The organism is Polaromonas sp. P2_G11, assembly GCF_056403595.1.
Genome location: NZ_JBFUFE010000001.1, coordinates 701214 through 726489, shown reverse-complemented (window position 1 = coordinate 726489; position 25276 = coordinate 701214). Strand labels below are relative to the sequence as shown.

25 protein-coding genes are annotated in these 25276 nt (G+C 61.3%); 16 read left to right on the top strand and 9 right to left on the bottom strand.

The window, feature by feature from the left end; all coding sequences use genetic code 11:
* The first annotated feature begins 1 nt into the window (after position 1).
* From ftsA to AC1DWQ_RS03575, 5 genes are all read left to right on the top strand, one after another.
* A complete protein-coding gene (gene ftsA / locus AC1DWQ_RS03595; protein WP_431098281.1) occupies positions 2-1231 on the top strand; it encodes a cell division protein FtsA in 1230 nt (409 codons plus the stop codon).
* Positions 1232-1379: 148 nt separating this feature from the next.
* Positions 1380-2609: a cell division protein FtsZ gene (ftsZ, locus tag AC1DWQ_RS03590; protein ID WP_477668397.1), complete on the top strand. Its 1230-nt coding sequence runs from the start codon at positions 1380-1382 to the stop codon at positions 2607-2609.
* A 94-nt stretch (positions 2610-2703) separates the two neighbouring features.
* Positions 2704-3681, top strand: coding sequence for a dienelactone hydrolase family protein (locus tag AC1DWQ_RS03585; protein ID WP_477668396.1), 978 nt, complete (start codon positions 2704-2706; stop codon positions 3679-3681).
* An 86-nt stretch (positions 3682-3767) separates the two neighbouring features.
* Entirely contained in the window at positions 3768-4691 is a 924-nt protein-coding gene (lpxC, locus tag AC1DWQ_RS03580; protein ID WP_477668395.1) for a UDP-3-O-acyl-N-acetylglucosamine deacetylase, read from the top strand.
* A gap of 17 nt (positions 4692-4708) precedes the next feature.
* Positions 4709-4885, top strand: coding sequence for a hypothetical protein (locus tag AC1DWQ_RS03575; RefSeq protein ID WP_477668394.1), 177 nt, complete (start codon positions 4709-4711; stop codon positions 4883-4885).
* 35 nt (positions 4886-4920) lie between these two features.
* Here the strand turns inward: AC1DWQ_RS03575 and ruvC are convergent, their stop codons facing one another.
* The 8 genes from ruvC to AC1DWQ_RS03535 all read right to left on the bottom strand — a co-directional run bounded on the left by ruvC (position 4921) and on the right by AC1DWQ_RS03535 (position 12435).
* Positions 4921-5469 (bottom strand): crossover junction endodeoxyribonuclease RuvC, encoded by a 549-nt coding sequence (gene ruvC / locus AC1DWQ_RS03570; RefSeq protein WP_477668393.1) that lies wholly within the window; start codon positions 5467-5469, stop codon positions 4921-4923.
* Positions 5470-5511: 42 nt separating this feature from the next.
* Positions 5512-6492 (bottom strand): phosphatidate cytidylyltransferase, encoded by a 981-nt coding sequence (locus tag AC1DWQ_RS03565; RefSeq protein ID WP_477668392.1) that lies wholly within the window; start codon positions 6490-6492, stop codon positions 5512-5514.
* Positions 6493-6511: 19 nt separating this feature from the next.
* Positions 6512-7144, bottom strand: coding sequence for a lysophospholipid acyltransferase family protein (locus tag AC1DWQ_RS03560; protein WP_477668391.1), 633 nt, complete (start codon positions 7142-7144; stop codon positions 6512-6514).
* Between the two features lie 29 nt (positions 7145-7173).
* Entirely contained in the window at positions 7174-7923 is a 750-nt protein-coding gene (locus AC1DWQ_RS03555; protein WP_477668390.1) for a transglycosylase domain-containing protein, read from the bottom strand.
* A 13-nt stretch (positions 7924-7936) separates the two neighbouring features.
* Positions 7937-8776 carry a shikimate dehydrogenase gene (gene aroE / locus AC1DWQ_RS03550; RefSeq protein ID WP_477668389.1) on the bottom strand — a complete coding sequence of 280 codons (840 nt, stop codon included), beginning with the start codon at positions 8774-8776 and terminating at the stop codon, positions 7937-7939.
* 48 nt (positions 8777-8824) lie between these two features.
* Positions 8825-9673 carry an energy transducer TonB gene (locus tag AC1DWQ_RS03545; RefSeq protein ID WP_477668388.1) on the bottom strand — a complete coding sequence of 283 codons (849 nt, stop codon included), beginning with the start codon at positions 9671-9673 and terminating at the stop codon, positions 8825-8827.
* A 38-nt stretch (positions 9674-9711) separates the two neighbouring features.
* Positions 9712-11772: a ribonuclease catalytic domain-containing protein gene (locus tag AC1DWQ_RS03540; RefSeq protein ID WP_477668387.1), complete on the bottom strand. Its 2061-nt coding sequence runs from the start codon at positions 11770-11772 to the stop codon at positions 9712-9714.
* A gap of 66 nt (positions 11773-11838) precedes the next feature.
* Positions 11839-12435, bottom strand: a complete 597-nt coding sequence (locus tag AC1DWQ_RS03535; RefSeq protein ID WP_477668386.1) for a YqiA/YcfP family alpha/beta fold hydrolase — start codon at positions 12433-12435, stop codon at positions 11839-11841.
* 205 nt (positions 12436-12640) lie between these two features.
* Here AC1DWQ_RS03535 and rodA point away from each other — a divergent pair, with 205 nt between their 5' ends.
* The 7 genes from rodA to AC1DWQ_RS03500 all read left to right on the top strand — a co-directional run bounded on the left by rodA (position 12641) and on the right by AC1DWQ_RS03500 (position 20008).
* Positions 12641-13795, top strand: a complete 1155-nt coding sequence (gene rodA / locus AC1DWQ_RS03530; RefSeq protein WP_477668385.1) for a rod shape-determining protein RodA — start codon at positions 12641-12643, stop codon at positions 13793-13795.
* Positions 13796-13809: 14 nt separating this feature from the next.
* Complete coding sequence (locus tag AC1DWQ_RS03525; RefSeq protein ID WP_477668384.1) at positions 13810-14109, top strand: hypothetical protein; 300 nt, start codon at positions 13810-13812, stop codon at positions 14107-14109.
* Between the two features lie 24 nt (positions 14110-14133).
* Complete coding sequence (locus tag AC1DWQ_RS03520; RefSeq protein WP_477668383.1) at positions 14134-15891, top strand: tetratricopeptide repeat protein; 1758 nt, start codon at positions 14134-14136, stop codon at positions 15889-15891.
* A gap of 139 nt (positions 15892-16030) precedes the next feature.
* Entirely contained in the window at positions 16031-17554 is a 1524-nt protein-coding gene (gene tldD / locus AC1DWQ_RS03515) for a metalloprotease TldD (protein WP_477668382.1), read from the top strand.
* 8 nt (positions 17555-17562) lie between these two features.
* A complete protein-coding gene (locus AC1DWQ_RS03510) occupies positions 17563-18264 on the top strand; it encodes a hypothetical protein (protein WP_477668381.1) in 702 nt (233 codons plus the stop codon).
* Between the two features lie 229 nt (positions 18265-18493).
* Positions 18494-19618: a 3-deoxy-7-phosphoheptulonate synthase gene (locus tag AC1DWQ_RS03505; protein ID WP_477668380.1), complete on the top strand. Its 1125-nt coding sequence runs from the start codon at positions 18494-18496 to the stop codon at positions 19616-19618.
* A gap of 78 nt (positions 19619-19696) precedes the next feature.
* Entirely contained in the window at positions 19697-20008 is a 312-nt protein-coding gene (locus AC1DWQ_RS03500; RefSeq protein WP_477668379.1) for a hypothetical protein, read from the top strand.
* 113 nt (positions 20009-20121) lie between these two features.
* Here AC1DWQ_RS03500 and mpl read toward each other — a convergent pair whose 3' ends face one another.
* Complete coding sequence (gene mpl / locus AC1DWQ_RS03495; protein WP_477668378.1) at positions 20122-21549, bottom strand: UDP-N-acetylmuramate:L-alanyl-gamma-D-glutamyl-meso-diaminopimelate ligase; 1428 nt, start codon at positions 21547-21549, stop codon at positions 20122-20124.
* Positions 21550-21823: 274 nt separating this feature from the next.
* Between mpl and AC1DWQ_RS03490 the strand changes: the two genes are divergently transcribed.
* From AC1DWQ_RS03490 to accC, 4 genes are all read left to right on the top strand, one after another.
* On the top strand, positions 21824-22435 hold the full coding sequence (locus AC1DWQ_RS03490; RefSeq protein ID WP_477668377.1) for a hypothetical protein: 612 nt from the start codon (positions 21824-21826) through the stop codon (positions 22433-22435).
* On the top strand, positions 22432-22989 hold the full coding sequence (locus AC1DWQ_RS03485; protein WP_477668376.1) for a TlpA disulfide reductase family protein: 558 nt from the start codon (positions 22432-22434) through the stop codon (positions 22987-22989). Before AC1DWQ_RS03490 ends, AC1DWQ_RS03485 begins: the two co-directional genes overlap by 4 nt.
* Positions 22990-23334: 345 nt before the next feature.
* Entirely contained in the window at positions 23335-23790 is a 456-nt protein-coding gene (gene accB / locus AC1DWQ_RS03480) for an acetyl-CoA carboxylase biotin carboxyl carrier protein (protein WP_477668375.1), read from the top strand.
* 41 nt (positions 23791-23831) lie between these two features.
* On the top strand, positions 23832-25181 hold the full coding sequence (gene accC / locus AC1DWQ_RS03475; RefSeq protein WP_457281072.1) for an acetyl-CoA carboxylase biotin carboxylase subunit: 1350 nt from the start codon (positions 23832-23834) through the stop codon (positions 25179-25181).
* Positions 25182-25276 lie beyond the last annotated feature (95 nt).

Genomic DNA, 25276 nt, shown 5'->3' with positions numbered 1-25276 from the left:
TATGGCCAAGGAATACAAAGATCTGGTGGTCGGGCTGGACATCGGAACCAGCAAGGTCATGGCGGTGGTGGCCGAGGTCATGCCGGGCGGGGAGCTCAAGCTTGCCGGCCTGGGCATCGCGGCGAGCAACGGGCTCAAACGCGGGGTGGTCGTCAATATTGACGCCACGGTGCAAAGCATCCAGCAGGCCCTGAAAGAGGCTGAACTGATGGCCGACTGCAAGATCGCCCGCGTCTACACCGGCATTACCGGCAGCCACATCCGCGGCATCAACTCCAGCGGCATGGTGGCGGTCAAGGACAAGGAAGTCACGCAGGCCGACGTAGCGCGCGTGATCGAGACGGCCAAGGCCATCAACATCTCGACCGACCAGCGCCTGCTGCTGGTGGAGCCGCAGGAGTTCGTGATTGACGGCCAGGACGTGCGCGAACCCATCGGCATGAGCGGCATACGCCTGGAAGCCAAGGTGCACATCGTGACGGGCGCCCAGAGCGCGGCTGAAAACATCATCAAATGTGTGCGGCGCTGTGGGCTTGAAGTCGATCAGCTCATGCTCAACCCGCTGGCTTCGAGTCTGGCGGTATTGACACAGGACGAGCAGGAGCTGGGTGTGGCCATGGTCGATATCGGTGCCGGCACCACCGACGTCGCCATCTTCACCGGTGGCGCCATCCGGCACACCGCGGTGATCCCGATCGCCGGTGACCTGATCACCAGCGACATCGCGATGGCGCTGCGCACGCCCACCAAGGACGCTGAAGACATCAAGGTGGAAAGCGGTTACGCCAAGCAGCTGCTGGCCGACCCCGACACGCAGGTGGAAGTGCCGGGGCTGGGAGACCGGGGACCGCGCATGCTGAGCAAGCAGGCCCTGGCGGGCGTGATCGAGCCGCGCATCGAGGAAATTTTTTCGCTGGTCCAGCAGGTGATCCGCGAGTCGGGCTACGAAGAGGTGTTGTCTTCGGGCATCGTCATTACCGGTGGCAGTGCCGTCATGCCCGGCATGGTGGAACTCGGGGAGGACATCTTCCTCAAACCGGTTCGCCGGGGCATACCGCGCTACAACAGTGCGCTGTCAGACATGGTGGCCCAGGCCCGGGCCGCCACGGTCATGGGCTTGCTCGAAGAAGCCCGGCTGGCGCGCATGCGGGGCTACAAGGTGTCGCAAAAGGCAGGCAGTGTGCACAACGCATTCGGCCGGGTCAAAGACTGGTTTGTGGGGAATTTCTGATGAATACCTATTCCACTTTTATCGGCAGGCCCTCACGTTGTATGCATTCAGGCGGGGCGGATCCCCCTGCGTAAGCCGGTCATGTCAAACATAAATACAACGTTCTGAAAATTTTGGCAACTGCAGTTTATTGATTAGGAGGCTCCCAATGAGCATCGAAATGATTGAAATCGAAGAATTCAACCAGGGCACACAGATCAAGGTGATCGGTGTGGGCGGCGGTGGTGGCAACGCCGTTGGGCACATGATCGAATGCGGCGTGCAAGGCGTCGAATTCATCTGCGCCAATACCGACGCGCAGGCACTCAGCCGCGGCAGTGCGCACAAGACCATCCAGCTGGGTGCCAGCGGCCTGGGTGCGGGCAGCAAGCCCGACAAGGGGCGCGATGCGGCAGAGCTGGCTGTGGACGACATCCGCAGCGCCATTGCCGGCGCGCACATGTTGTTCATCACCGCGGGCATGGGCGGCGGCACCGGTACCGGTGCCGCCCCCGTGATCGCACGCGTGGCCAAGGAGATGGGCATCCTGACCGTCGGCGTGGTGACCAAGCCGTTTGATTTTGAAGGCGGTCGCCGCATGACCAACGCCGACCTCGGCCTGGCAGAACTTGAAGCCAACGTTGACTCACTGATCGTGGTGCTCAATGAAAAGCTGCTCGAAGTGCTGGGCGACGACGTCACGCAGGATGAGGCTTTTGCGCATGCCAACGACGTGCTGAAAAACGCCGTGGGCGGCATTGCCGAAATCATCAACGTGCCCGGCCACGTCAACGTCGACTTTGAAGACGTGCGCACCGTGATGGGTGAACCCGGCAAGGCCATGATGGGAACGGCCAAGGCCAACGGTCCTGATCGTGCGCGCATCGCCGCCGAACAGGCTGTAGCTTGCCCGCTTCTGGAAGGCATTGACCTGTCGGGCGCCAAAGGCGTGCTGGTGCTGATCACCGCGGCAAAGGGCTCGCTCAAGCTGAGCGAATCCAAGCTGGCGATGAACACCATCCGCGCATACGCCTCCCCCGATGCGCATGTGATCTACGGCACGGCCTACGACGATGAACTGGGCGACGATATCCGTGTGACCGTGGTCGCAACGGGCTTGTCCCGCCAGGGCGTGCGCCGCCATGCGCCGCCGCTGCAGGTGCTGCGCACGGGTACTGACAACGTGCCGTTCAACGTCCCGACGCTGAACACAACGGCCAATGGCGCCGGTGCGGCGCAGACGGCCATGGGATCGGCCCAGCCCGACTACGGCAACATGTCGGTGCCCAGCGTGTGGCGTACCAACCGGACCCAGGCGGCCGCAAAAGTCGATGCCCTGGCCTCCGGCGGGATGGACGACTTCGAGATTCCGGCCTTCCTGCGCAAGCAGGCTGACTAAGGTTCCCGCAAAGCAGGGCGAAAGGGGCGGGCTGGTAGTCCGCCCTTTTTTTTGGCCTTGCAACGCAGAGCGTCTCCAGAACAAAGAGGTCGCCATGGATATACGAGGGTTTTGCGCCGCGCTGGTTGTTTTGTCCGCGCAGTCTGCGCCCGCCCAGACCGCCAGGCCCGAGGCGGCCGAAAAAGTGAGTTGGCCCAGCATGGTGTGTGCGGGTACTCCCTTTGTCTGCAACAAGCTCGATGCGCAGGGCTACCTGTTCAGCCAGCCCGGGCAGACGAAGATTGTGCTGATCTCGCACGGATCTCAGGGCATCGACAGCCGGATGTTTGACTATGTGGACAGCCTTCAGAAGGAGGGTTTCGCAGCGCTGGTGATCGATCACTGGAAGCCTCGAGGCATCGACGTGACGCACAACGACTATCCGGCGGCATCGCGCAAAGGCGGTAACGAATTCAATATGGCCATTGACAGCCTCGCAGCTGCCGGCTGGCTGCGCGGCCGCGGTTTCGAGAAGGTCGGCAGCATCGGTGAGTCGCAGGGTGGCGGTGCCGCAGTCATGATGCAGCAGAAATTCGCCCACGCACTGATTGAGCGCAACATGCGGCGCTTGTACGCCGACGACTTCAACCTCAAACCCGTCGATGCGGTGGTGGGTTTGTATGGCTACTGCGGTTACCGCAATGCCCGGCGTGACGCCTACGTGAATTCCCCATTTCTTTTCATCACGGGTGAAGTGGACGACGAAACCCCGAGCCGGTACTGTGAACGCCACGTGGGCTGGATGAACGGGCGCGGCGGCAACGCGAAGATCGTGGTACTGGAAGGCGAGGGCCACAGTTTCGACGCGCCTTACAAACGGCAACGCAATGTCTTTGGGCCGCACTATGCCAAATGCGATGTTCTGGTTGACGAATCGGGCGTGACCGAACTTAACAGCGGCATCACCATGCCCGGCGACGACGTCAACGCCATGATGGCCCGATGTGTCAGCAAGGTTTTCCACACGGGCTACTGGAAGAATCGCTTCGTCGCGGTGCCGCACTGGACGGCATTCTTCAGGCAGCACCTGTAACAAGGCAAAACCTGTAGCACTTTGGCTATGGTGGCCATCAAACACTCCAACTGCGGCAATCGGCTGCAACACTTAAAATCACCCATATGCTTCAGCAACGTACCCTTAAATCCCTGACCAGAGCCGTGGGCGTGGGCCTGCACAGCGGCCAGCGGGTGGAACTGACCTTGCGGCCGGCGGCGCCCGATACCGGGATCGTGTTTCGCCGTGTGGATTTGCCGCAGCCGGTGGACATCGCCATCTCTGCGCAGGCCGTGACGGACACACGGCTGGCTTCCACCATTTCCAGCGGCAACGCCAAAGTGCATACGGTAGAGCACCTGATGTCGGCGTGCGCCGGCCTGGGTATTGACAACCTGTATGTCGATATCACGGCGGAAGAGGTCCCCATTCTTGACGGCTCGGCTTCTTCGTTTGTATTTTTGCTGCAATCGGCCGGCATTGCGCTGCAGGCCGCACCCAAGCGCTTTATCCGGGTGATCAAGCCTGTGGAAGTGCGCGAAGGCGAGGGCGCCAACACCAAGTGGGCGCGCCTGAGCCCCTATGAAGGCTACAAGCTCAGTTTTGAAATTGATTTCGACCACCCTGCGGTGGACTCCACCGGCCAGCGCGTTGAGTTCGACATGGGTTCGGGCGCCTACACACGCGACATCGCGCGGGCCCGCACCTTCGGTTTCACCAAGGATGTGGAAATGATGCGCGCCAATGGCCTGGCCTTGGGCGGCGGGCTGGACAACGCCATCGTCATGGACGACTACAAGGTGCTCAACAGCGACGGGCTGCGTTACAACGACGAGTTCGTGAAGCACAAGATCCTCGATGCCATGGGCGACCTCTATTTGCTGGGCAAACCGCTGCTGGCCGCCTACAGCGCGTTCCGCTCCGGCCACGCGATGAACAACAAGCTGCTGCGCGAGCTGCTGTCGCATAAGGATGCCTACGAAGTCGTCACCTTCGAGGACGAGAAAAAAGCACCGCAAGGCTTCGCCACGCTGGCACGTGCCTGGTAGGGCCGGCGGAACACGCCATGCTGCTGTTTCGCTGGCTCATCCTGCTGTTTTTGCTGGCCGCGGTGGTGTCGTTCATGTTTTACGCCGGTACTGGGCAGCCACGGTTCAAGCAGTTCGGGCTCACCATTCTCAAGTGGACGCTGATCGCCGCGTTCGGATTTTTTGCGGTACTGATACTCGAGCGCGTCGCGTAGCGAGTCAACCGGGCTGCCTTGACGCTCCTGCCGCGTTAGCGGCTGCGCCCACCTCGATAGTTCCCCGCCATTGCTGTGTCTATGCCACTGGCCTGAGCCAGCCGCGCCATGGCGCTGCCCACGTGGGCGTGGGTAATCGCCAGCCCCAGCGCATCGGCCGCGTCTTTGCCAGGCAGGGAGGGCAGCTTCAGCAGGCGCATCACCATCTCCTGCACCTCGGCCTTGCCCGCCTTGCCATAGCCCGCAACCGCCTTTTTGAGCTGTAGCGCCGTGTATTCGGCCACTGTCAGCTGGCGCGAGACCAGGGCCGTGATGCAGGCCCCGCGCGCCTGGCCCAGCAGCAGCGTCGCCTGCGGGTTGACGTTGACAAAGATGATTTCGACAGAGGCCGCATCGGGCTGGTAGCGCTCCACCACTTCGCACACGCCCTCAAACAGCACTTTCAGCCGGCCCGGCAAATCGCTGCGTTCCATATGTGTGGTCTTGATGGTGCCGCTGGCCACATAACGCAGGTGCTGGCCGTCCATGTCGATCACGCCAAAACCTGCGACCTGCAGGCCGGGGTCGATGCCGAGGATTCTCATATGCTATGTATTTGATAGCTGATCGCGCGCGTGTTCATTGAGTTAGAGGCCAAAATACCATCTAACTGAATGAAAAAATATGGGTGCGCCAAAGCACAGCGCATCCACGCGGTCCAACAGGCCGCTGGCACCGGTGACGCCCACGCCGCGATTTCCCCAGTTGGGAATGCCGCGATCACGCTTGAGGGCTTTCATCACCAGGTGCCCGAGCGAGCCCGATACGCAGGCAATAAAGGCCATGGCCACCGCCTGCGCCGGCTTGAAGGGTGTGAGGCCCGCCAACAGTCCGCCCAGCAGGCTGGCCCCAACGACGGCGATCAACCAGCTGGTCCAGTTAAAGCTCTTGCTGACATTGGGCGCGCTGCCCGGTCGTTGCAGTTTGCGACCCACCAGGTGCTGGACGATCATGCAGCTTTGCACCACAAACACCAGGAAGAACACCAGAAAGGCGTTTTTTCCCTGGTAGTTGGGAAACTTCAGCAGCAGCAGGGCGGGCACATGGCTGATGCCATAGACGCAGACCATGATGCCCCATTGCAGCTTGGCGTTGCGTTCGAGGAAACGGTGAGGATCGTCGGCCAGCGCGCTGACCACCGGAATCGCCAGGAACACGTAGACCGGAATGAACACGGTCACTAGGTCAAAGTGCCGCGTGATGACCAGGGCAAACTGCACCGGCAGCACCACAAAAAAGGCCAGCACCAGGCTGCGGTGGTCGCCCTGCCGGGTGGGTGAGAGCGTGATGAATTCGCGCAGCGCAAAAAAAGCCACCATGCCGAACAGCACGGTTGCCACGGTTTCGCCCAGCGTCCAGCCGATCCAGAACACCGTGGACATGAACCACGAGGTGCGCAGCAGGCCGCTGAATTCCTTGAGTTTCTGGGTGTGCAGGTCGTCTTCGTGCGTGTCCTTGAGGGCCATCACGAAGGCGGCTACGCTGATCACGGTCAGGATGCCGAACACCAGCACGAACAGCAGGCCGACCTGGTGTGAGGGAGAAAGGTTGCGCAAAAAAGTGTTCATCGGGATTCCGGGACTTGTGTCAGGTTTCCCTGAGATCCATGACGGCCTGGCGTGCACGCGCCAGAAATTCGCCCCGGTCTTCGCCCTCGCCCAGTGCAATCGGTGCGCCGAAGGTGACGGAACAGAGGATAGGCACCGGTACGACTTCCCCCTTGGGCATGACGCGCTGCACATTGTTGATCCAGGCCGGCACCAGCACCACCTGGGGGAATTTGAGCGCCAGGTTGTACAGGCCCGCCTTGAATTTTTGCGGCTCTTCGTGGTTGCCGCGTGTGCCTTCCGGAAAGAGGATGATCGAGTCACCGCTGGTCAGGGCCTCGATCAGCGGCTCCAGCGGGTCCTGGTCGCCGGTCTTGGCACGGTCCACGTAAATCGCGTTGAAGACCGCCGTGGTGATCCATTTCTTGAAAGGAGTTTTGGTCCAGTAGTCTTTCGCGGCAATCGGCCGCGTGATGCTGCGAAGCTCTTCCGGCAGCGCCGCCCACATCAGCACGAGGTCGGCATGGCTCTGGTGGTTGGCAAAATAAATACGCTGTTCCGCCTTGGGCGGGCAGCCTTGCCAGCGGGCCTGTGCACCGGTCAGCGTGCGGATCAGTCCCAGCAGGAAAAGCCCCATCAGCTTGGCCAGGATGGGAGAAAATTTGTCGCTCATGGGATTCGGCCCTTTTTGCTGCTCAGCATTCAGGGCAGTTCCACACCGCCCATACGGGCCGTGATGGTGCTGGCGCGCGAAGCCAGGTAGCCCGAGCCGGGCCGCGTTTCAAAGTATTTGGGGCGCGGCAGCATGACGGCCAGCCGCGCGGATTCATAGGCGCTCAGTTTTGACGCAGGCTTGCGGTAGTAATGCTGCGCTGCGGCCTCGGCGCCAAAAATACCTTCGCCCCACTCCACGCTGTTGAGGTAAATCTCCAGAATGCGCTCCTTGCCGAGCAGGGCTTCGAGCAGCAGCGTCAGCACCAGCTCCTGGCCTTTGCGCAAAAGCGTACGCTCACCCGACAGGAAAAGATTTTTGGCGAGCTGCTGGGTGATGGTGGAGCCGCCAATGATTTTCACCGGTCTGGCGGGTGTTGCCGCTGCCTTGGCGGGAGCCAGGCGGCTGGCGGATTGTGCGGCGCGCTGCTCGGCCTTGGCGTTTTTGTCCCAGGCCTTCTCAAGTGCCTCCATGTCCACGCCGTCATGCTCGGCGAAGCTGGCGTCTTCCGATGCGATTACCGCGCGCTTGAGGTTGTCCGGCAGGTCGTCGTAAGGCACCCATTGCTGCTGCCATTTGAGGGATCCGGTGTTGCGCACTACCAGGTAGGCTTCCGAGCGCTGAAAAGCGGTGGATTCCGGGTCCACCACGGCCATCATGGCGATGCGCGTCACAAAAAACAGTTGCAGCGCCAGGCCTGCCAGCAGCCCGAGGCCGATGAGCCTGAAGAGTGCTTTCATGGCGTGCATGCCTTCATGCCAGCTGCGCCCGCATTTCCCGCAATACCTGGGCAGAGGGCGGACGAACCCCGCGCCACAGGGCGAAGGCCTCGGCGGCTTGCTCCACCAGCATGCCCAGCCCGTCGCGCGGCGTTGCGCCGTTTTCCCGGGCCCAGGCCATGAAGCCCGCCGCGGCGGGGCCGTACATCATGTCGCAGGCCAGCGCGCCGGGCTTGAGCACCCGCGCCGGAACCGGCACCCCCGCGCCAGTCAGGCTGCTTGCGCTGGCATTGACAATTACATCGAAATAGCCCTGCAGACCTTGCAGGTCGTGCGCGAGTAGCTCCGTTTTTTGTAGCAAACCCTGCATGGACGAGTGTGCCCGGTGCCGTGCCACCAGCGCGTCGGCTTTCGCCCGCGTGCGGTTGACCAGCACCAGACGGCGTGGCCCGGCCGCCAGCAGGGTGGCCAGCGCGCCGGCGCCGGCACCGCCTGCGCCGATCAGCAGCACATCGCGCCCGGCCAGCGAAACACCGGCGTTGTTCTGGATGTCGTTCACCAGGCCCACGCCGTCGGTGTTGTCGGCGTGGATGGCGCCGCCTTGCAGCACCAACGTGTTGGCGGCCTGGGCCAATTGCGCCCTGTCGGTCCGTGTGCTTGCGGCTTCAAAAGCTTGCAGCTTGAAAGGCACGGTGACGTTGCAGCCTTTTACGCCGCCCTGTACCAGTTCAGCCAGTGTGGCGCCGAACGCCTCCAGCGGCACCAGCAGGCGTTCGTATTGCAGGGATTGCCCCGTGAGCTCGGCAAATCGTGCGTGAATCAGCGGGGATTTGCTGTGCGCGATCGGATTGCCCAGGACGTAATACTTATCCATGGCGGGGCCGGGTGTTCATGTGCGTGGGGCTGAAAGCAGCAGTCGGGGCTAGCGGCTGGTGAGTTTGGTTTCAAGCGTGTCATCGCGCGTGAACTTGAAGCGCGACACCACCACGATCTGGTCCGCCTTGCTGCGCATCGCATCGCTGAACTTGCCGAAAGGCCCCGTGCCGCGCACGATGCTTTGCGCCCGCCGGTCCAGCGTCAGGTTGCCCGAGGTCTGCACGACTTCCGTGTCGATCACGCTGCCGTCAAAATTCACCGTCACAATCATCGTGAGTTCACCGTACAGTTTTTTGCCGGCCAGCTCGGGGAAGTTCACCGTCCCCTTGTCTTCAATCTTGCGGCGCAGTTCGTCGTAATAAACGGCGTAGACCTCTTCACGTGTGGCCGGGCTGATGTAGCGCTTTTTCGGCCGTGCGTTTTCTTCGTTGATGCGCCGCTCGATTTCCGCCAGGATCTTGACGAGCTGCTTGCGTTTTTCCTCGCGCTCGGCCTGCGCCGGGTTGTTGGCGGGCTGTGTGGGGTCGGGCGGCGGCATCGATGCCAGCTGTTTTTTGATTTGGGCGAGCAACTGGGTTTGCTGCTCCTGCAGGGAATCGACCTTGCGCTGGGCGTCTTCGGTGGCGTCGCCCAGCTCCATCAGGGCCGAAGGCGGCAGGGGAGAAGTGGCGCGGCCTTTTTCCATGTCGCCACCACCGGCCAGCGAGGCCTGCGCGATGGCTTTGGCAAAGTCAGGCTTTTCGTTGGACTTGGCGTTGACCAGGATCACTTCCAGCGGCGTGTCCTGAAAGACGCGGTTGAAGCGGTCCGGATCAACAAAACGCGCCGTCAGCAACACCGCATGAAAGGCGATGGAGGCGCCCAGGGCGATTTGCAGTGTGCTTGGTGACTTCACAGGAAGAGATTATCGGTGTTTATGAGCGTATTGCGGTGTTAACCGGCGACCGGAGCCGCCACAGCGGCATCGGTTTGTGGCTCATTGACATCGACTGCAATCGAGATCGGGCCGGCGGCCATCTCGGACTCGCCATCCTCCTCGCCCAGCGGATCAGGAGACTCATCCATCTCCACGTCCAGCCGCTCGACCACTGTGCCGGAAATATCCAGCGTGATCTCGTCGATCTCGCCCAGCTTTATACGCACTTTCGCGCCACGCGGCAGGCCCTGCGCGCCGGCGGCCGGCAGCACCAGCGGCAACTCGTCGGCGCGCACCAGATTGTCCTTGAAGGCGGTGGCGGTCAGCTCGGTGATGTTGTTCTGCTGCAGGTATTTGAGTGTCCAGTAGCGCTCGATGCCGGCCTGGAACCCGTTGTAGGCGCTGTAGGCGGCATCAAAGCCCGAGATGATGGAAAACAGCTCGGCGTCCTTGGGCTTGAACGGCGCAGCCAGTGCCGCCGTGCGGCCATGGCGTGCGCAGGCAATGATTTGCCACTGGTTGACCAGGTCGGTGTAGCGGCGCAGCGGCGAGGTGCTCCAGGCATAGCTTTTGACGCCGATGCCCGCATGCGGCAGGGCCTTGGTGCCCATGCGCACTTTCACGCCGGGCAAGAGGCTGGCCTGGCTGCGGTAAATGCCGGGCACGCCGTGCTCGGCCAGCCACTCGCCCCAGGTGCTGTTCGCCAGGATCATGGCCTCGGCCACGATCAAGTCCAGCGGTGCGCCGCGCTGGCGCGTACTGATGCTGACCGTCTCGTTGCCCTGGGGCTCGCCGCCTGTGGGGTTGTCCAGCCTGAAGTTGTAGTCTGGCCGGTTGAAGTTTTCTGGCTTGCCGCGCACGATTTCGCGCTGCGCCTTCAGATGTTTGGCCAACCGGTGCAGAAAGGTCAGCTCCACACCCCATTGCACGCCGGTAGGCGGATTGCTTTGCGCGGTTTCAAAAAAAGCCTCGGTGAAGGTGCTGTCCAGCACGTCGTGGCGCAGGTTGCTGACGATGGGCACCAGCTCCAGTCGGGTGGCGCTTTCCTTGATTTCGAGTGTGGCCTCATCCAGCGTGAGGTACAGCGACAGCGCAGGGCAGTTGCGGCCTTCCTGCAGCGTGTAGCTTTTGACGATTTCATCCGGCAGCATGGTCAGCTTGTAGCCGGGCATGTACACGGTGGAAAGCCGCGCGCGGCCCACGGTGTCGATCGGGCTGCCGGGCAATACGGCCAGGCCCGGCGCGGCGATGTGGATGCCAAGCGTGACAGTGCCGCTGCCCAGGCCCTGCACGGACAGCGCATCGTCGATCTCGGTGGTGGCTGAGTCGTCGATGGAGAAAGCCTTCACATCGGCCAGCGGCAGCTCGTCCTTGACTTCAGGCGCTTGCAGCGCCGGAAAGCCCGTGCCCTTGGGGAAGTTCTCAAACAAAAAGCGCTTCCAGTGAAACTGGTAAGGCGAAGCGATGGCGCCGGCCTTTTGCAGCAAATCGAGCGGCGCGGTGTGCGTGGCGCGCGAGGCTTCGACGACTGCCTTGTATTCGGCGCTGTTCTTGTCGGGCTTGAAGAGGATTTTGTAAAGCTGATCGCGCACCGGCGCCGGGCATTCGCCGCGGCCCAGTTCTTCGGCCCAGGCGGTGATTTGCGCTGCGACCTGCTTTTTCTTTTCGATGGCGGCCAACGCCTGCTGCAGGATTTCCGCCGGTGCCTTCTTGAAGCGGCCCTTGCCGGCACGGCGAAAGTAGTGCGGCGCGTCATACAGGCGAAAGAGCGCGGCGGCCTGTTGCTCCAGCGAGGCGGCTTTGCCGTCGGCGCTGAAGTAATCGCGCGCCAGGTCGGCAAAGCCGAATTCGTCTTCGCTGGCGAATTCCCAAGCCAGGTCCAGCTCAATATCGTGGCTCAGCTTTTGGCCGGCGGCCACCATCTCGGCAGGGGATGGCTTTTCAAACTTCAGCAGGGCATTAACGCCCTTGACCTTCACACGCTTGCCCGAGTCGAGCTCGACCTGCAGCGAGGCATCGCTCTCGGACAAAATGCGGCCGGCCAGGAACTTGCCGGCTTCTTCAAACAATACAAACAAAACGGGATCCCTTTGGTGTCTTTGATGACTTGAGACTAGTGTAATCAGGGCTGCTTCAGAGAGATTTCAGGCCAATGCCAGGAAGTCGAGGATGGTCGGCAAATGCCGGTCAAAGTCGCTCAGTGCATGGTCGCCGCCTTCCAGCAGCCGGATGTGAGCGCCCGCATAACGGGCCGTCATTTCACGCCAGTCCAGCACTTCGTCACCCTTGGCAACGATGGCGAGGTAGTTTTGCGGCGATTTCAGCGGCCCGGCGTGCTGTGCTTTCAGCTCATCCACAAAGCGGGGTTCGAAGAAAAAGTGTTCTTCCGGGTTGTGCCAGGCCGTTTGCTCGCCGATGTAGCGGGTGAGGTCGCGCGCCGGCTCCACGGCCGGGTTGAGTAGCACGGCCTTGCAAGCGGCCTGTTCGGCCACCGCAGTGGCGTAAAAGCCGCCCAGCGAAGAGCCGATCACGCCCATGCTTTGGTAGCCCGGCTTGCCGGGCCAGCCGGCAATTTCGTCCTTCACCATCTGCAGCGCGGCGTGCGGCGAAGGTGGCAGCTGCGGGCACCACCAGTGAACGGTGGGATGGCGCTGCTGCACGGCAGCGGCCATTTTTTTTGCTTTCACGGATTGGGGGGAGGAGCGAAATCCGTGGAGATAGAGCAGGTGGGTGGTGCGCATGCCGCATGTTAGACGGGCTGGCCACCACAGGTTTTGCCGGAGCCGATTTCCCGGGTTTCGCGGTGTTTGATGCCGGTTTTAAGTGAAACAGGGTTTCAAGCCAATCAGGGCCAGCGCGAGCAGCTATGTAATTGATAGCGATGCCCGCTTTCGCGGGATGCCCGGCCACGCGTTCCCGGCTTCAAGGCTGACGGATAATCCGCGCATGGCCGCCGTTTTCGACAAACCCTCCCTTTATCAGCGAACCTTGCCTTTGCTCCAGGGCTTTGACGGCCTGCTGGCGTTTGCGGTGTTTTTGCTGGCCTGTGCAGGCCTCCTGATCATGTATTCGTCAGGGTATGACCACGGCACCCGGTTTGTTGACCATGGCCGCAACATGCTGATTGCCGGCGCCATCATGTTTGTGGTGGCCCAGGTGCCGCCCCAGCGCTTGATGGCGTTTGCCGTGCCGCTGTACATCGCCGGCGTGGCCTTGCTGGTGGCGGTGGCGATCTTCGGCGTCACCAAAAAAGGCGCTCGGCGCTGGCTCAATGTGGGCGTGGTGATCCAGCCCAGCGAAATCCTGAAAATTGCCATGCCGCTGATGCTGGCCTGGTGGTTTCAGAAACGCGAAGGCCAGCTACGCCCGCTGGACTTCCTGGCCGCCGGGTTGTTGCTGCTCGTTCCGGTCGGGCTCATCATGAAGCAGCCTGATCTGGGAACCTCCCTGCTGGTGCTGGCCGCGGGGCTCGCGGTGATTTTTTTTGCCGGGCTGAGCTGGAAGCTGATCCTGCCGCCAGTGCTGCTGGGCCTCATCGGCGTGTTCCTCGTGGTGTGGTTCGAGCCGCAAATCTGTGCCGACGGCGTGCGCTGGCCCATCCTGCACGACTACCAGCAGCAGCGCATCTGCACGCTGCTCGACCCCTCGCGCGACCCGCTGGGCAAGGGCTTTCACATCATCCAGGGCATGATCGCCATTGGCTCGGGCGGCATCACGGGCAAGGGCTTTATGGCCGGCACCCAGACGCACCTGGAGTTCATTCCCGAGCGCACCACCGACTTCATCTTCGCGGCGTACTCCGAAGAGTTCGGTCTGTTGGGCAATCTGTTGTTGATTGCGGCGTTCATCTTCCTGATTTTGCGCGGACTGGCCATTGCGCTGGAGGCATCGACCCTGTTTTCGCGCCTGCTGGCCGGTGCGCTGACCATGATTTTTTTCACCTATGCTTTCGTCAACATGGGCATGGTCAGCGGCATCCTGCCCGTGGTGGGCGTGCCGCTGCCTTTCATCAGCTATGGCGGCACGGCCATGGTGACGCTGGGACTGGCCATCGGCATGCTGATGTCGATCGCCAAGGCCAAGCGCTTGGTGCAGAGCTAAACAAGGAGGTTCATATGGGGTTTTTTGACTGGTTTGATACGCGGGCCGCAAGTCAGTGCGGCATTTCGCTGGCGGAACTCGTGATCCGCGAGCTGCCGGCCAAAGAGTCGGTGAAAGAAAAGAAATTTGCGGAAAAAGCAGAAAAAACGCTGATAAAGATGTCGCATGAACTCGCTGCCTTTAAACGGGCCAACAAACTCAATACCTACAAAAAAGCCAAGCTGGGTAATGCCTTTTTGTGGACATTGAAAGACCGCGGCGTTAATGATGCCTATGCCGATGAATTGACGCAGTGGCTTTCTTTGCAGCTGTAGTTCTTACCGTTTTTCTGGAGCAGCATGTTCGGACTTCTAAGAAAAATCCTGCCGGCTTCGTCGAGCGCTGCAGCCAGCGTCGGTGCGCCTGACAAGGATCGTTGCGCTGAACTCAAAAAGAATGGCAATGCCTTGTTGGCAGAAGGCAAGCTTTATGAGGCGGCTTTGTGCTACGGCGAGGCAACGAAGGCCGATCCAGAAGATGTCTTCGCACTGATCAATCTCGGATATGTATTAAGTGAGCAGGGCCACCTTCTGGAAGCCAAGGCGGCACTTGAACAGGCCGCAAGTCTGGATCCCACACAGCATGACGCGCATTTCATGTTGGGAACGCTCGCACAGCGGGAGGCAAACGTATCTCAGGCCATTCACCGATTCAAGAAGGTTGTGCTGCTTGCGCCAGAGTTTGAACCGGCCTATCGTGAATTGGGCTATGAACTCTTTCAACATGAGCAGATGACGGAGGCGGAAGAGATCATGCAGGAAGGCATTCGCCGATTTCCCGAATCAGTCGGGCTTCTCTGCAATCTGGGAAACCTGTACAGCGCCCAGAATTTGCCGCTCAAGGCGATAGCGCCCTACGAAAAAGCCCTTGCGCTGGAGCCGGAGAACGCCCAATTCATGAGCAACCTGGGGGCCGCGTGCGAGGCCGCGGGAGATTTCGCACGGGCGATTCCGTTGATGCGGCGGGCACTGGATCTCAATCCAGGGGACGCAAATACGCTGGTTCACCTCGGTATTTCCTTGGGTGAACAGGGCTTCCATGATGACGCCATCAAAAGTTACCGGACGGCCCTTGAGCTGGACTCCGGGCATTTTGCTGCCCATTTCAATCTCGGGTTTAGCGCCCTGCTGAATGGCGACTATGCAACGGGCTGGACGGAATACGAGTGGCGGCTCAGAAGCGCGAAAGAAAAAGACGTGAAAGAGCGCAAGGTCTTTGCAAAGCCTCTCTGGCTCGGTGGGGAGGCTATCGCCGGTCAAACGATCCTGCTCTCGTGTGAACAGGGATTTGGGGACACCATCCAGTTTTCCAGATACGCCACGGAAGTGGCCGCACTCGGTGCGCGCGTGGTGCTTCAGGTGCAGGCGGGACTTAAAGAGCTGATGGGGACTCTTCCAGGGGTGACCCGCGTTCTGGAGGAGCATGAGCCCTTGCCGCCGTTTGATTGCTATTGTCCCTTGATGAGCCTTCCATTGGCCCTGGGGCATCATCGGACCGGGTTTGTGCCGGCGAGCTTGTCTTATTTGAAAGCCGATCCCGATAAAAAGGCGGCCTGGCAACAGCGGCTCGCTGCCTTGGCTGGATCTGCTACCCCCCGGGTGGGCATTGTTTGGTCCGGCAACGCCAAACAGAAGCGCGACCGGCTACGCTCTCTGCGACTTGCGGAATTTCTGCAAGCCCTGCCCGACGGAATGCCGGCAATATGCCTTCAACCCATGCTTCGTGAAGTGGACATTCCTGTCATGAAGACGCAACCTCACATCCTCTGTCCGGGCGAGGCGCTGAAGACTTTCGCCGATACGGCAGCTGTGATCGACTCACTGGACCTGGTTGTTACGTCGGATACCAGCGTGGCACACCTTGCGGGTGCCATGGGTAAACCGGTTTGGATTCTGGTTCCCTACATTCCCGACTGGCGTTGGTTGCTGGAGAGGAGCGATAGCCCCTGGTATCCGAGCGCAAGGATATTTCGCCAGGCCGAGGCTGGGGACTGGCGTCAACCCCTGGAGCAGGTGCGCGAAGCGCTGTCAATGCGTTACCAGCCGCTAATTGCCTGAGTTCACCGAGGGCCCGCGCAAGGCATCATGACCGCGACTTGCCTTGCGACGGCCGGAACTCGGCGGGCAAAGCCCTGGGCCTCGTACCGGCCTGTGCACAGGCCCTGACGGGGCAGGGCAGACTGCCTACAATGGCCGCATGACCTTCCTTCGCTCCACGCCCGCTTCCACCGCCAACAAATCCACTGTCTCGTCCGCTGCGCGGCCGACCACGGAGTCCACATCCGGACGGCTGGCGATTGCCGAAAAGCTGCTGCTGGCGCCTTTCGGCCTCACGCAGGCGCATCTGAGCCGCGCGCTGGGCGAAATTACCTCCCACGGCGCCGATGATGCCGATCTCTACTTCCAGTACACCCGCAGCGAAGGCTGGAGCCTGGAAGAGGGCATCGTGAAGACCGGCTCTTTCAGCATCGATCAGGGCGTGGGCGTGCGCGCTGTCAGTGGCGAAAAGACCGCCTTTGCCTACTCCGATGACATTTCCGAGGCGTCGCTGCTGGATGCGGCGCGCACGGTGCGCAGCATTTCTGCGGGCGGCAAGGCTGCCCGCGTCAAGACGCCCGCCCGGAAGGTGGCCGGCAGCCGTTCGCTCTACCAGGGCCTGGACCCGATCGCCACGCTGGACAGCACCGCCAAGGTCCAGTTGCTCGAGAAAGTCGAAAAACTCGCCAAAGCCAAGGATCCGCGCATCGTGCAGGTGATGGCGGGCCTGGCCAGTGAATACGACGTGGTGATGGTCGCGCGCGCCGACGGCACGCTCGCCGCCGACGTGCGACCGCTGGTGCGTCTGAGCGTGACGGTCATTGCCGAGCAGAAAGGCCGTCGTGAAGTCGGCTCGGGCGGCGGTGGCGGGCGTTTTGGCCTGGCTTATTTTGACGATGCGCAGATCGCCGAATACGTGAACGACGCGGTGAAAGCCGCACTGACCAATCTCGATGCGCGCCCCGCGCCGGCCGGCGAAATGACAGTGGTGCTGGGCTCGGGTTGGCCCGGCATTTTGCTGCATGAGGCCATCGGCCACGGCCTGGAAGGCGACTTCAACCGCAAGGGCTCCAGCGCGTTTTCCGGCAAGATCGGCCAGCGCGTGGCAGCCAAGGGCGTAACGGTGCTGGACGACGGCACGATTGCCGACCGCCGCGGCTCGCTCAACGTGGACGACGAAGGCAACGCCAGCCAGCGCAACGTGCTGATTGAAGACGGCATCTTGAAGGGCTACATCCAGGACTCGCTCAACGCGCGCCTGATGAAGGTCAAGCCCACCGGCAACGGCCGGCGTGAGAGCTATGCCCATGTGCCCATGCCCCGCATGACCAACACCTACATGCTGGGCGGCGACAAGCAGCCCGAAGAAATCGTGGCCAGCATCAAGAAGGGTCTATACGCCACCAACTTCGGCGGCGGCCAGGTCGACATCACTTCGGGCAAGTTCGTGTTTTCGGCCAGCGAAGCCTTCTGGGTCGAAAACGGCAAGATTCTTTACCCCGTCAAGGGGGCGACGATTGTCGGCAACGGCCCCGACGCCTTGACCCGCGTCACCATGATGGGCAACGACATGCAGCTCGACAGCGGCGTGGGCACCTGCGGCAAGGAAGGCCAGAGCGTGCCAGTGGGCGTGGGCCAGCCGACGCTGCGCATCGACGGCCTGACCGTGGGCGGGACGGCCTGAGTCTGTAGGTGGAAATCGTGGGCAGGTGCGCTTTTTTTTTGGGGGTTTGGGTCGTAGCAACTTATTGCGGCATGCCGTTGGTGCGGGCTGAGCCTGCTTGCGATAGCGGTGGCAGGTTGAAAAAAATCAGCGGCTCCTATGTTGCCAAGCAGCTTTGGGACGAGCTTGTCCTCAAAAAAAATTGGAGCGAGGTGACCAGTAAAAACAGTCCCATGAATGGTTATCCCACGCTATGGATTGATAAAACCGGTGAGCCGACGCTTTCTTCATGGCACGAAGCGGCTTCAAACGCTTGCTTGAACGCTTCGGGGGACAAACTCTGGGCTTATTCCAAAGACGATCCCAAGCGCCAGAGGCTTCAATACATTCGGATTGGCGATATAGGTGAGACTGTTTTAAGTGATGCATTGCTGGGACGGATATTTGGGAAGCAATGTTTTCAGGACGCGAAAGGAGCGCGTTGGTGTTTTGATCGCGGCACTCTTGCGATAGGCGAGCGCAAATATGTAGCACAGCTTGTGATGGATGGCTCAGAGATGCCCGGCTATGGCACGCCATTGAGCGTAGGAGGACAGAAAGACTTCTGGATTTTTGTGCCCTATGCCACCGGCTATAAAGTATTCAGGGATGTGTTGGCCTCCGACCCCAAGAGAAAACCAATTAACCCCAACGTGGATATTCCCTGGCAAATCCTTCAAAAATTGTCGTGAGTTGATAGCTCAACTTGAGCTGTGCTACATTTCAGCTTATGAATTCCGCCAAGTTTTATTTTGGTTACTTTTGGTTCTCAAGCGCTTCCGGCGGTAGAGAGATCAACGCGTGACCCGATAAAACGCACCGATTCTCCAAAAACCGCCGGACCTCCGGCGGTTTTTTTTTGCCCGTTTTAATTGTGTGTACTGCCCCGAATTGACCGACATCTAGAAAAGGAAACCTGCGATGAATGCCAAAGCCACCTCCGCCAGCGACAGCTGGTATGCGAGCGTCGAAAAGACCAGCCAGACCGACGACGAACGCATCAAGGACATCACCGTGTTACCCCCTCCCGAGCATCTCATCCGCTTTTTCCCGATCCGCGGCACCGCCGTCGAGACGCTGATCAGCAAAACCCGCAAAAGCATCCACAACATCATCCAGGGCAAGGATGACCGCCTGCTTGTCGTCGTCGGGCCGTGCTCCATCCACGACCCGATGGCTGCGCTGGACTATGCCCGCAAACTCGTCGAACAGCGCAAGAAGTACGAAGGCACGCTGGAAATCGTGATGCGCGTCTACTTCGAAAAACCGCGTACTACCGTCGGCTGGAAGGGCCTGATCAACGACCCGTACCTGGACGAAACCTTCCGCATCGACGAAGGCCTGCGCATCGCGCGCCAGCTGCTGATCGACATCAACCGCCTGGGCCTTCCTGCCGGCAGCGAGTTCCTCGACGTGATCTCACCGCAGTACATCGGCGACCTGATCTCCTGGGGCGCCATCGGTGCGCGCACCACCGAAAGCCAGGTGCACCGTGAACTGGCTTCGGGCCTCTCGGCGCCCATCGGCTTCAAGAACGGCACTGACGGCAACATCCGCATCGCGACCGACGCCATCCAGGCGGCGGCGCGCGGCCACCATTTCCTGTCGGTGCACAAAAACGGCCAGGTCGCCATTGTGCAGACCAACGGCAACAAAGACTGCCACGTGATTTTGCGCGGCGGCAAGGCGCCCAACTACGACGCGGCCAGCGTCGCGGCGGCCTGCAAGGAGCTCGAAGCCTCCAAGCTGCCGGCCACGCTGATGGTGGATTGCAGCCACGCCAACAGCTCCAAGCAGCATGAAAAGCAGGTCGAAGTGGCGCGCGACATTGCAGGCCAGGTGGCAGGCGGCTCGCGCCATGTGTTCGGCCTGATGGTGGAAAGCCACCTCACTGCCGGCGCGCAAAAATTCACCCCTGGCAAGGACGACTCCAAAGCGCTGGAATACGGCAAAAGCATCACCGACGCCTGCCTGGGCTGGAACGACTCGCTGGACGTGCTGGAAATCCTTTCGACCGCTGTGCAGGCACGCCGGGCCAAGAAGTAAGGTCTGCCACGCGGGTTTGTGCGAATAGCCACCAGGCCCGCAAGTCGCCGACCATGAACCCCCGATCAGGAGCCCATCATGCGCAGCGAAGTCAGTGTGACCTTCAAGGACAGCCCGCCGGTGCGGCTGGACCTCAACGAAGTGCAGCCCATGCCGCACGATGTGGCGCGTTGGTGGCTGGACGACCAGTTCACGCAAATGGGCTGTGAGCCGCTGCGGCCCACGGGCAAATTGCTGACCGCCGACAAGGTGGTGGTGGTGGCCCAGGCGGCTGGGCCGGTGAAGTTTGCCGAAGCCAAGTGGGCTCAGGAATTTGCCCGGGCGTCGAGCGCGGCGCTGGGCAAGCCGGTTGTGCATGTAGATGTCACAACATTAAGCATCAGCTTCTAGGTCCCCACGCCTCGATTTTCTTAAGCAATTCAGGCCTCTAGCCAGTGCCAATCATGCGCTGATTGCTGCTAAATTGATAGCAAGACAGATTTCAGCTCACGGCATTCTCGCCGTCACGCTTTCAGCGCCTGCAGCAGTTTCGCGTGAATCCCGCCAAACCCGCCGTTGCTCATGCACAGCAAGTGGTCGCCCGGCCGCGCTGCGGCCAGCACCTGCTCGATCAGCTGGTCAATGGTGCCGGCCACCTGCGCGCGATCCCCCATGGGCGCGAGCGCGGCGCGCGCATCCCAGTCCAGTCCGCCGGCGTGGCAAAACGCCAGATCGGCCTGCTCCAGGCTCCAGGGCAACTGGGCCGTCATGGCGCCCAGCTTCATGGTGTTGCTGCGCGGCTCGAAGATGGCAAGGATGCGTTCGCTGCCCCGGCCTGCGCTTTGCAGCTGGCGGCGCAGGCCGTCCACCGTGGTATGGATGGCGGTGGGGTGGTGGGCGAAGTCGTCATACACGGTGATGTCGCCGTCTTTGCGCGGGATCACGCCGCGTACTTCCATGCGGCGCTTGACGTTCTGGAACTCCGCCAGCGCCCGGGCCGCGGCTTCGGGCGCCACACCGACGTGCTCAGCCGCCGCGATGGCGGCCAGCGCATTGAGCTGGTTGTGCACGCCGCTGATGCCCCACTGCACATGGGCCACGGCCTCGCCGGCCTTGAGCACATGAAAGTCGTGCGGTTCGCCGTGGGCCATGAAGCCGCTCTTGTTCAGCAGGCCGCTGCCGAAGAGCAGTTGCTCACTCCAGCAGCCCTGGGCCAGCACGCGCTGCAGGCTGGCTTCGGCGGCATTGACGACCACGCGGCCTTGCGAAGGGATGGTGCGCACCAGATGGTGAAACTGCCGTTCGATGGCCGCCAGATCGTCAAAAATGTCGGCGTGGTCGAACTCGAGGTTGTTCAGGATGGCCGTGCGCGGGCGGTAGTGCACGAACTTGCTGCGCTTGTCGAAAAAGGCGGTGTCGTATTCGTCGGCCTCGATGACAAAGGTATTGCCTTCGCCCAGCCGGGCCGACACGCCGAAGTTCAGCGGCACGCCGCCGACCAGGAAACCCGGCTTCAGCCCGGCAGCTTCGAGAATCCAGGCCAGCATGGCCGTGGTGGTGGTTTTGCCATGCGTGCCAGCCACTGCCAGCACATGGCGTGGCCCGGTCGGGTGGTGGGTCGGGTGGTGGAGCACATGGCCCGAGAGCCATTGCGGGCCGCTGGTATAAGGCTTGCCGCTGTTCAGGATGGCTTCCATGAGCGGGTATTTGGCGCTGCCATCGGCAAGCCGGGCACGGGACACCACGTTGCCGACCACGAACACGTCGGGCTCAAAGGCCATCTGGTCGGCGCCGTAGCCCTCGATCAGCTCAATCCCCAAACCGCGCAGCTGGTCGCTCATGGGCGGGTAGACGCCGGTGTCGCAGCCTGTCACTTTGTGCCCTGCTTCCCGCGCCAGGGCGGCCAGGCCTCCCATGAAGGTGCCGCAGATTCCCAGAATATGTATGTGCATGGCCTGTATTCTAGGCAGGGCTATCCGCGGGCCTCACACGCCTGGATCCGGTGGCCAGGCGAAAATTCAAGGAAAAAGTGCCTCCCGGCCAATATGGATAAGCGCAACCAGCTATTGATTTCATAGCGGTCGGGTGTGCCGTGGGCTGGGGTGAACTTTAGCGTCTGGCGGGAACCCAACCCAAGGCACAATCGCTTCGCCCACACCCGCATCATTGATCCGCATCACCCATTGACCTTCGATTTTGGCCTTTCCTGGCCGAAGCCAGCCGATCTTGACACCTCATACCCTTAAATCCGAAATCGCCGCCACGGCCGCAGCGCTGGTGGTGGAAGAAGGGCTGGAATATGGTCCGGCCAAACGCCGCGCCGTCAAACAGATGGCCTTGCCGGCCCGTACCGAGCTGCCGGGCAATGACGAGCTGGAAGACGCCGTCCGCGAATACATCGCACTTTTCTGTGCCGACACCCAGCCCGCCGAGCTGGCGGCCCTGCGTGAACTGGCGCTGGTCTGGATGGAGCGGCTGGTGCAATTTCGGCCCTACCTGGGCGGCGCCGTCTGGCACGGCACGGCCACCCGGCTGTCCGACATTTACATCCAGCTGTTCTGCGATGACCCCAAATCAGCCGAGATTGCCCTGATTGAGCACAATGTGGACTACGAGCCGCGTACCGTGACCGGCTTTACCGGCGACAGCGTGGAAGCGCTCAGCCTGCGAAGTGTGTGCAAACCTTTGAATGAGACGGTGGGCGTGCACCTGATGGTCTATGACCACGACGACCTGCGCGGTGCCCTGCGGCCCGACGTCAAAGGCCGGACCCCGCGGGGCGACCTGGCTGCCGTGCAAAAATTGCTCTCCCCCCAAACCGGAACTTCAAACACGTGAATCGCAGAAACATGCTTTATGGCGGCGCCGCCGCCTTGGCCGGCCTGGCGGGTGCAGGCGTCGCCTGGTGGAAATTCCAGCCCCATGCAGTGGATGAAAAGGTGGTGGCGCCTACTCCCGGCAGCCCATCTGGCAGTGCGACCGACGCATTCTGGAGCCTGAACTTCGACACGCCCGACGGCAAGAACCTGTCCTTGAGCAGCTTTCGCGGGAAGCTGCTGTTGGTGAATTTCTGGGCCACCTGGTGCCCGCCCTGCGTAGAGGAATTGCCTTTATTGGATTACTTCTATCAGGAAAATCGCGATAAAAACCTGCAAGTGCTGGGTTTGGCTGTCGATCAGCCCAGCGCGGTGCGAACCTGGCTGCAAACCAGACCGCTGCATTTCCCGGTCGGCATGGCCGGCCTGGGTGGAACGGAGCTCAGCAAGTCACTGGGCAATATCGCCGGCAGTTTGCCTTTTACCGCGGTGTTCAGCGCCTCGGGTGAACTGCTTCACCGCAAGATCGGCAAGGTCCTGCCGGAAGACCTGGCGCTCTGGGCCAAGCTCAATTAGGCGCAAGGCATTGCTGATGGGCCGTGCTGCATCGAAACCTTCGGTAACAGCCGGGAACAGCCTCTAACGGTATCTTCCGCGGGGTTTTTGAGGCGGAGCAGCCAGCCGCCAGACGGTTGGGAATGGCCTCCGGCTTGATGTACACTCTGCGCTTTCCCGGGGTAAGCCGCCTGGCTCGTCCCCGCAGTAATTAACTGATAAGCGCTTTAAAGCGTAAAAGCAGAAAGTAAGTGAAAAAAGAAGGAAGATCGGTGGCCGCGTCAAGTGCCTGCCGTTTCCAGCCTTTCAGTCAAAAAAGCTGCGCCGAGATCCCGCGCCAGCATCTACCGTCGTTGGAGAGAACCTATGGATTTAAGAAAACTCAAGACCCTGATCGACCTCGTCTCAGAGTCCAACGTCTCCGAGCTGGAGATCACTGAAGCCGAAGGCAAGGTGCGTATTGTCAAATCCAGCGGCGCCCCCCTGGTGATGCAGCAGCCGGTTGCCATGGTAGCAGCTCCCGCAGCGGCGCCTGCGGCCGGCGCGCCTGCCGCACCGATCGCCGAGGCGGCGCCCGCAGCCCCCGCCGGGCATGCCGTCAAGTCGCCCATGGTGGGCACTTTCTACCGCTCTGCCAGCCCCGGCGCCAAGCCTTTTGTCGAAGTGGGCAGCGTCATCAAGGAAGGCGAAACCATCTGCATCATTGAGGCCATGAAGATCCTCAACGAGATCGAAGCCGACAAATCGGGCACTGTCACCAAGATTCTTTCGGAAAACGGCCAGGCTGTCGAATACGGCCAACCCCTCTTCATCATTGAGTAAGCGGGCGCCTTGCCTCCTTTCCAAACCAGGCTTACCGACGCATGTTCAAGAAAATACTGATCGCCAACAGGGGTGAGATTGCCCTGCGCATCCAGCGCGCCTGCCGCGAACTCGGCGTGAAGGCCGTGATGGTCTATTCCGAAGCCGACCGCGAGGCCAAATACATCAAGCTGGCCGACGAGTCGGTCTGCATCGGCCCGGCGCCTTCCAAAGACAGCTACCTCAACATGCCCGCCATCATCTCGGCAGCCGAGGTGACGGATGCTGAAGCCATCCACCCCGGATATGGTTTCCTGAGCGAAAACGCCGACTTCGCCGAGCGCGTGGAAAAAAGCGGCTTCAAGTTCATTGGCCCCACGCCGGAATCAATCCGCATCATGGGCGACAAGGTCTCGGCCAAGCAGACCATGATCAAGGCCGGTGTGCCCTGTGTACCTGGCTCCGAAGGCGCCTTGCCCGATGACCCGGTCGTCATCAAGCGCACTGCCAAGCAGGTCGGCTATCCCGTCATCATCAAGGCGGCCGGCGGTGGCGGCGGGCGCGGCATGCGCGTGGTGCATACCGAGGCAGCCCTGCTGCACGCGGTGCAGACCACCAAGGCCGAAGCCGGCGCGGCTTTCGGCAACCCCGAGGTCTACATGGAGAAATTCCTGCAGAACCCGCGGCACATCGAAATCCAGATTCTGGCGGACCAGCACAAGAATGCGGTCTGGCTGGGTGAACGCGACTGTTCCATGCAGCGCCGCCACCAGAAAGTCATCGAAGAAGCGCCGGCGCCCGGGATTCCGCGCAAGCTGATCGAGCGCATTGGTGAGCGCTGCGTCGCCGCCGTCAAAAAGATCGGCTACCGTGGCGCGGGCACCTTTGAGTTTCTCTACGAAAACGGCGAGTTCTACTTCATCGAGATGAACACGCGTGTCCAGGTCGAGCATCCGGTCACCGAATGGATCACCGGCGTGGACATCGTGCGCACCCAGATCATGGTGGCGGCCGGTGAAAAGCTGCCTTTTGCCCAGCGCGACATCCAGCTCAAAGGCCATTCGATTGAATGCCGCATCAACGCGGAAGATCCCTACAAGTTTGTCCCTTCGCCGGGCCGTATCACGACCTGGCACACGCCGGGCGGACCGGGCGTGCGGGTGGACTCGCATATTTATGCCAACTACTTTGTGCCGCCCAACTATGACTCGATGATCGGCAAGATCATTGTTCACGGTGATACGCGTGAGCAGGCGCTGGCCCGCATGAGCACGGCGCTGGCCGAAACCGTGGTGGAAGGCATCAACACCAACATCCCGTTGCACCGCGAACTGATGGTGGACGCCAAGTTCATGGACGGCGGTACCAATATCCACTACCTTGAAGAGTGGCTCTCCAAACGAGAGAGATAAAGCCCCCACGGTGGATGTGGCCCCCACGATCGCTCACTTCGTGTAGCTTCCTGCCCCCCGAGGGGGCCGCCGCGCCTGCGGTCTGGCAAAGCCAG

Bases quoted from the DNA above. Each gene is read 5' to 3' on its own strand.
- ftsA (WP_431098281.1), top strand. From the start codon at position 2: ATGGCCAAGGAATACAAAGATCTGGTGGTCGGGCTGGACATCGGAACC.
- rodA (WP_477668385.1), top strand. From the start codon at position 12,641: ATGGCCGCCGTTTTCGACAAACCCTCCCTTTATCAGCGAACCTTGCCT.
- AC1DWQ_RS03525 (WP_477668384.1), top strand. From the start codon at position 13,810: ATGGGGTTTTTTGACTGGTTTGATACGCGGGCCGCAAGTCAGTGCGGC.
- accB (WP_477668375.1), top strand. From the start codon at position 23,335: ATGGATTTAAGAAAACTCAAGACCCTGATCGACCTCGTCTCAGAGTCC.
- tldD (WP_477668382.1), top strand. From the start codon at position 16,031: ATGACCTTCCTTCGCTCCACGCCCGCTTCCACCGCCAACAAATCCACT.
- ruvC (WP_477668393.1), bottom strand. From the start codon at position 5,469: ATGAGAATCCTCGGCATCGACCCCGGCCTGCAGGTCGCAGGTTTTGGC.
- AC1DWQ_RS03520 (WP_477668383.1), top strand. From the start codon at position 14,134: ATGTTCGGACTTCTAAGAAAAATCCTGCCGGCTTCGTCGAGCGCTGCA.
- AC1DWQ_RS03565 (WP_477668392.1), bottom strand. From the start codon at position 6,492: ATGAACACTTTTTTGCGCAACCTTTCTCCCTCACACCAGGTCGGCCTG.
- AC1DWQ_RS03500 (WP_477668379.1), top strand. From the start codon at position 19,697: ATGCGCAGCGAAGTCAGTGTGACCTTCAAGGACAGCCCGCCGGTGCGG.
- aroE (WP_477668389.1), bottom strand. From the start codon at position 8,776: ATGGATAAGTATTACGTCCTGGGCAATCCGATCGCGCACAGCAAATCC.
- AC1DWQ_RS03560 (WP_477668391.1), bottom strand. From the start codon at position 7,144: ATGAGCGACAAATTTTCTCCCATCCTGGCCAAGCTGATGGGGCTTTTC.
- AC1DWQ_RS03585 (WP_477668396.1), top strand. From the start codon at position 2,704: ATGGATATACGAGGGTTTTGCGCCGCGCTGGTTGTTTTGTCCGCGCAG.
- accC (WP_457281072.1), top strand. From the start codon at position 23,832: ATGTTCAAGAAAATACTGATCGCCAACAGGGGTGAGATTGCCCTGCGC.
- AC1DWQ_RS03535 (WP_477668386.1), bottom strand. From the start codon at position 12,435: ATGCGCACCACCCACCTGCTCTATCTCCACGGATTTCGCTCCTCCCCC.
- AC1DWQ_RS03505 (WP_477668380.1), top strand. From the start codon at position 18,494: ATGAATGCCAAAGCCACCTCCGCCAGCGACAGCTGGTATGCGAGCGTC.
- AC1DWQ_RS03555 (WP_477668390.1), bottom strand. From the start codon at position 7,923: ATGAAAGCACTCTTCAGGCTCATCGGCCTCGGGCTGCTGGCAGGCCTG.
- ftsZ (WP_477668397.1), top strand. From the start codon at position 1,380: ATGAGCATCGAAATGATTGAAATCGAAGAATTCAACCAGGGCACACAG.
- mpl (WP_477668378.1), bottom strand. From the start codon at position 21,549: ATGCACATACATATTCTGGGAATCTGCGGCACCTTCATGGGAGGCCTG.
- AC1DWQ_RS03575 (WP_477668394.1), top strand. From the start codon at position 4,709: ATGCTGCTGTTTCGCTGGCTCATCCTGCTGTTTTTGCTGGCCGCGGTG.
- lpxC (WP_477668395.1), top strand. From the start codon at position 3,768: ATGCTTCAGCAACGTACCCTTAAATCCCTGACCAGAGCCGTGGGCGTG.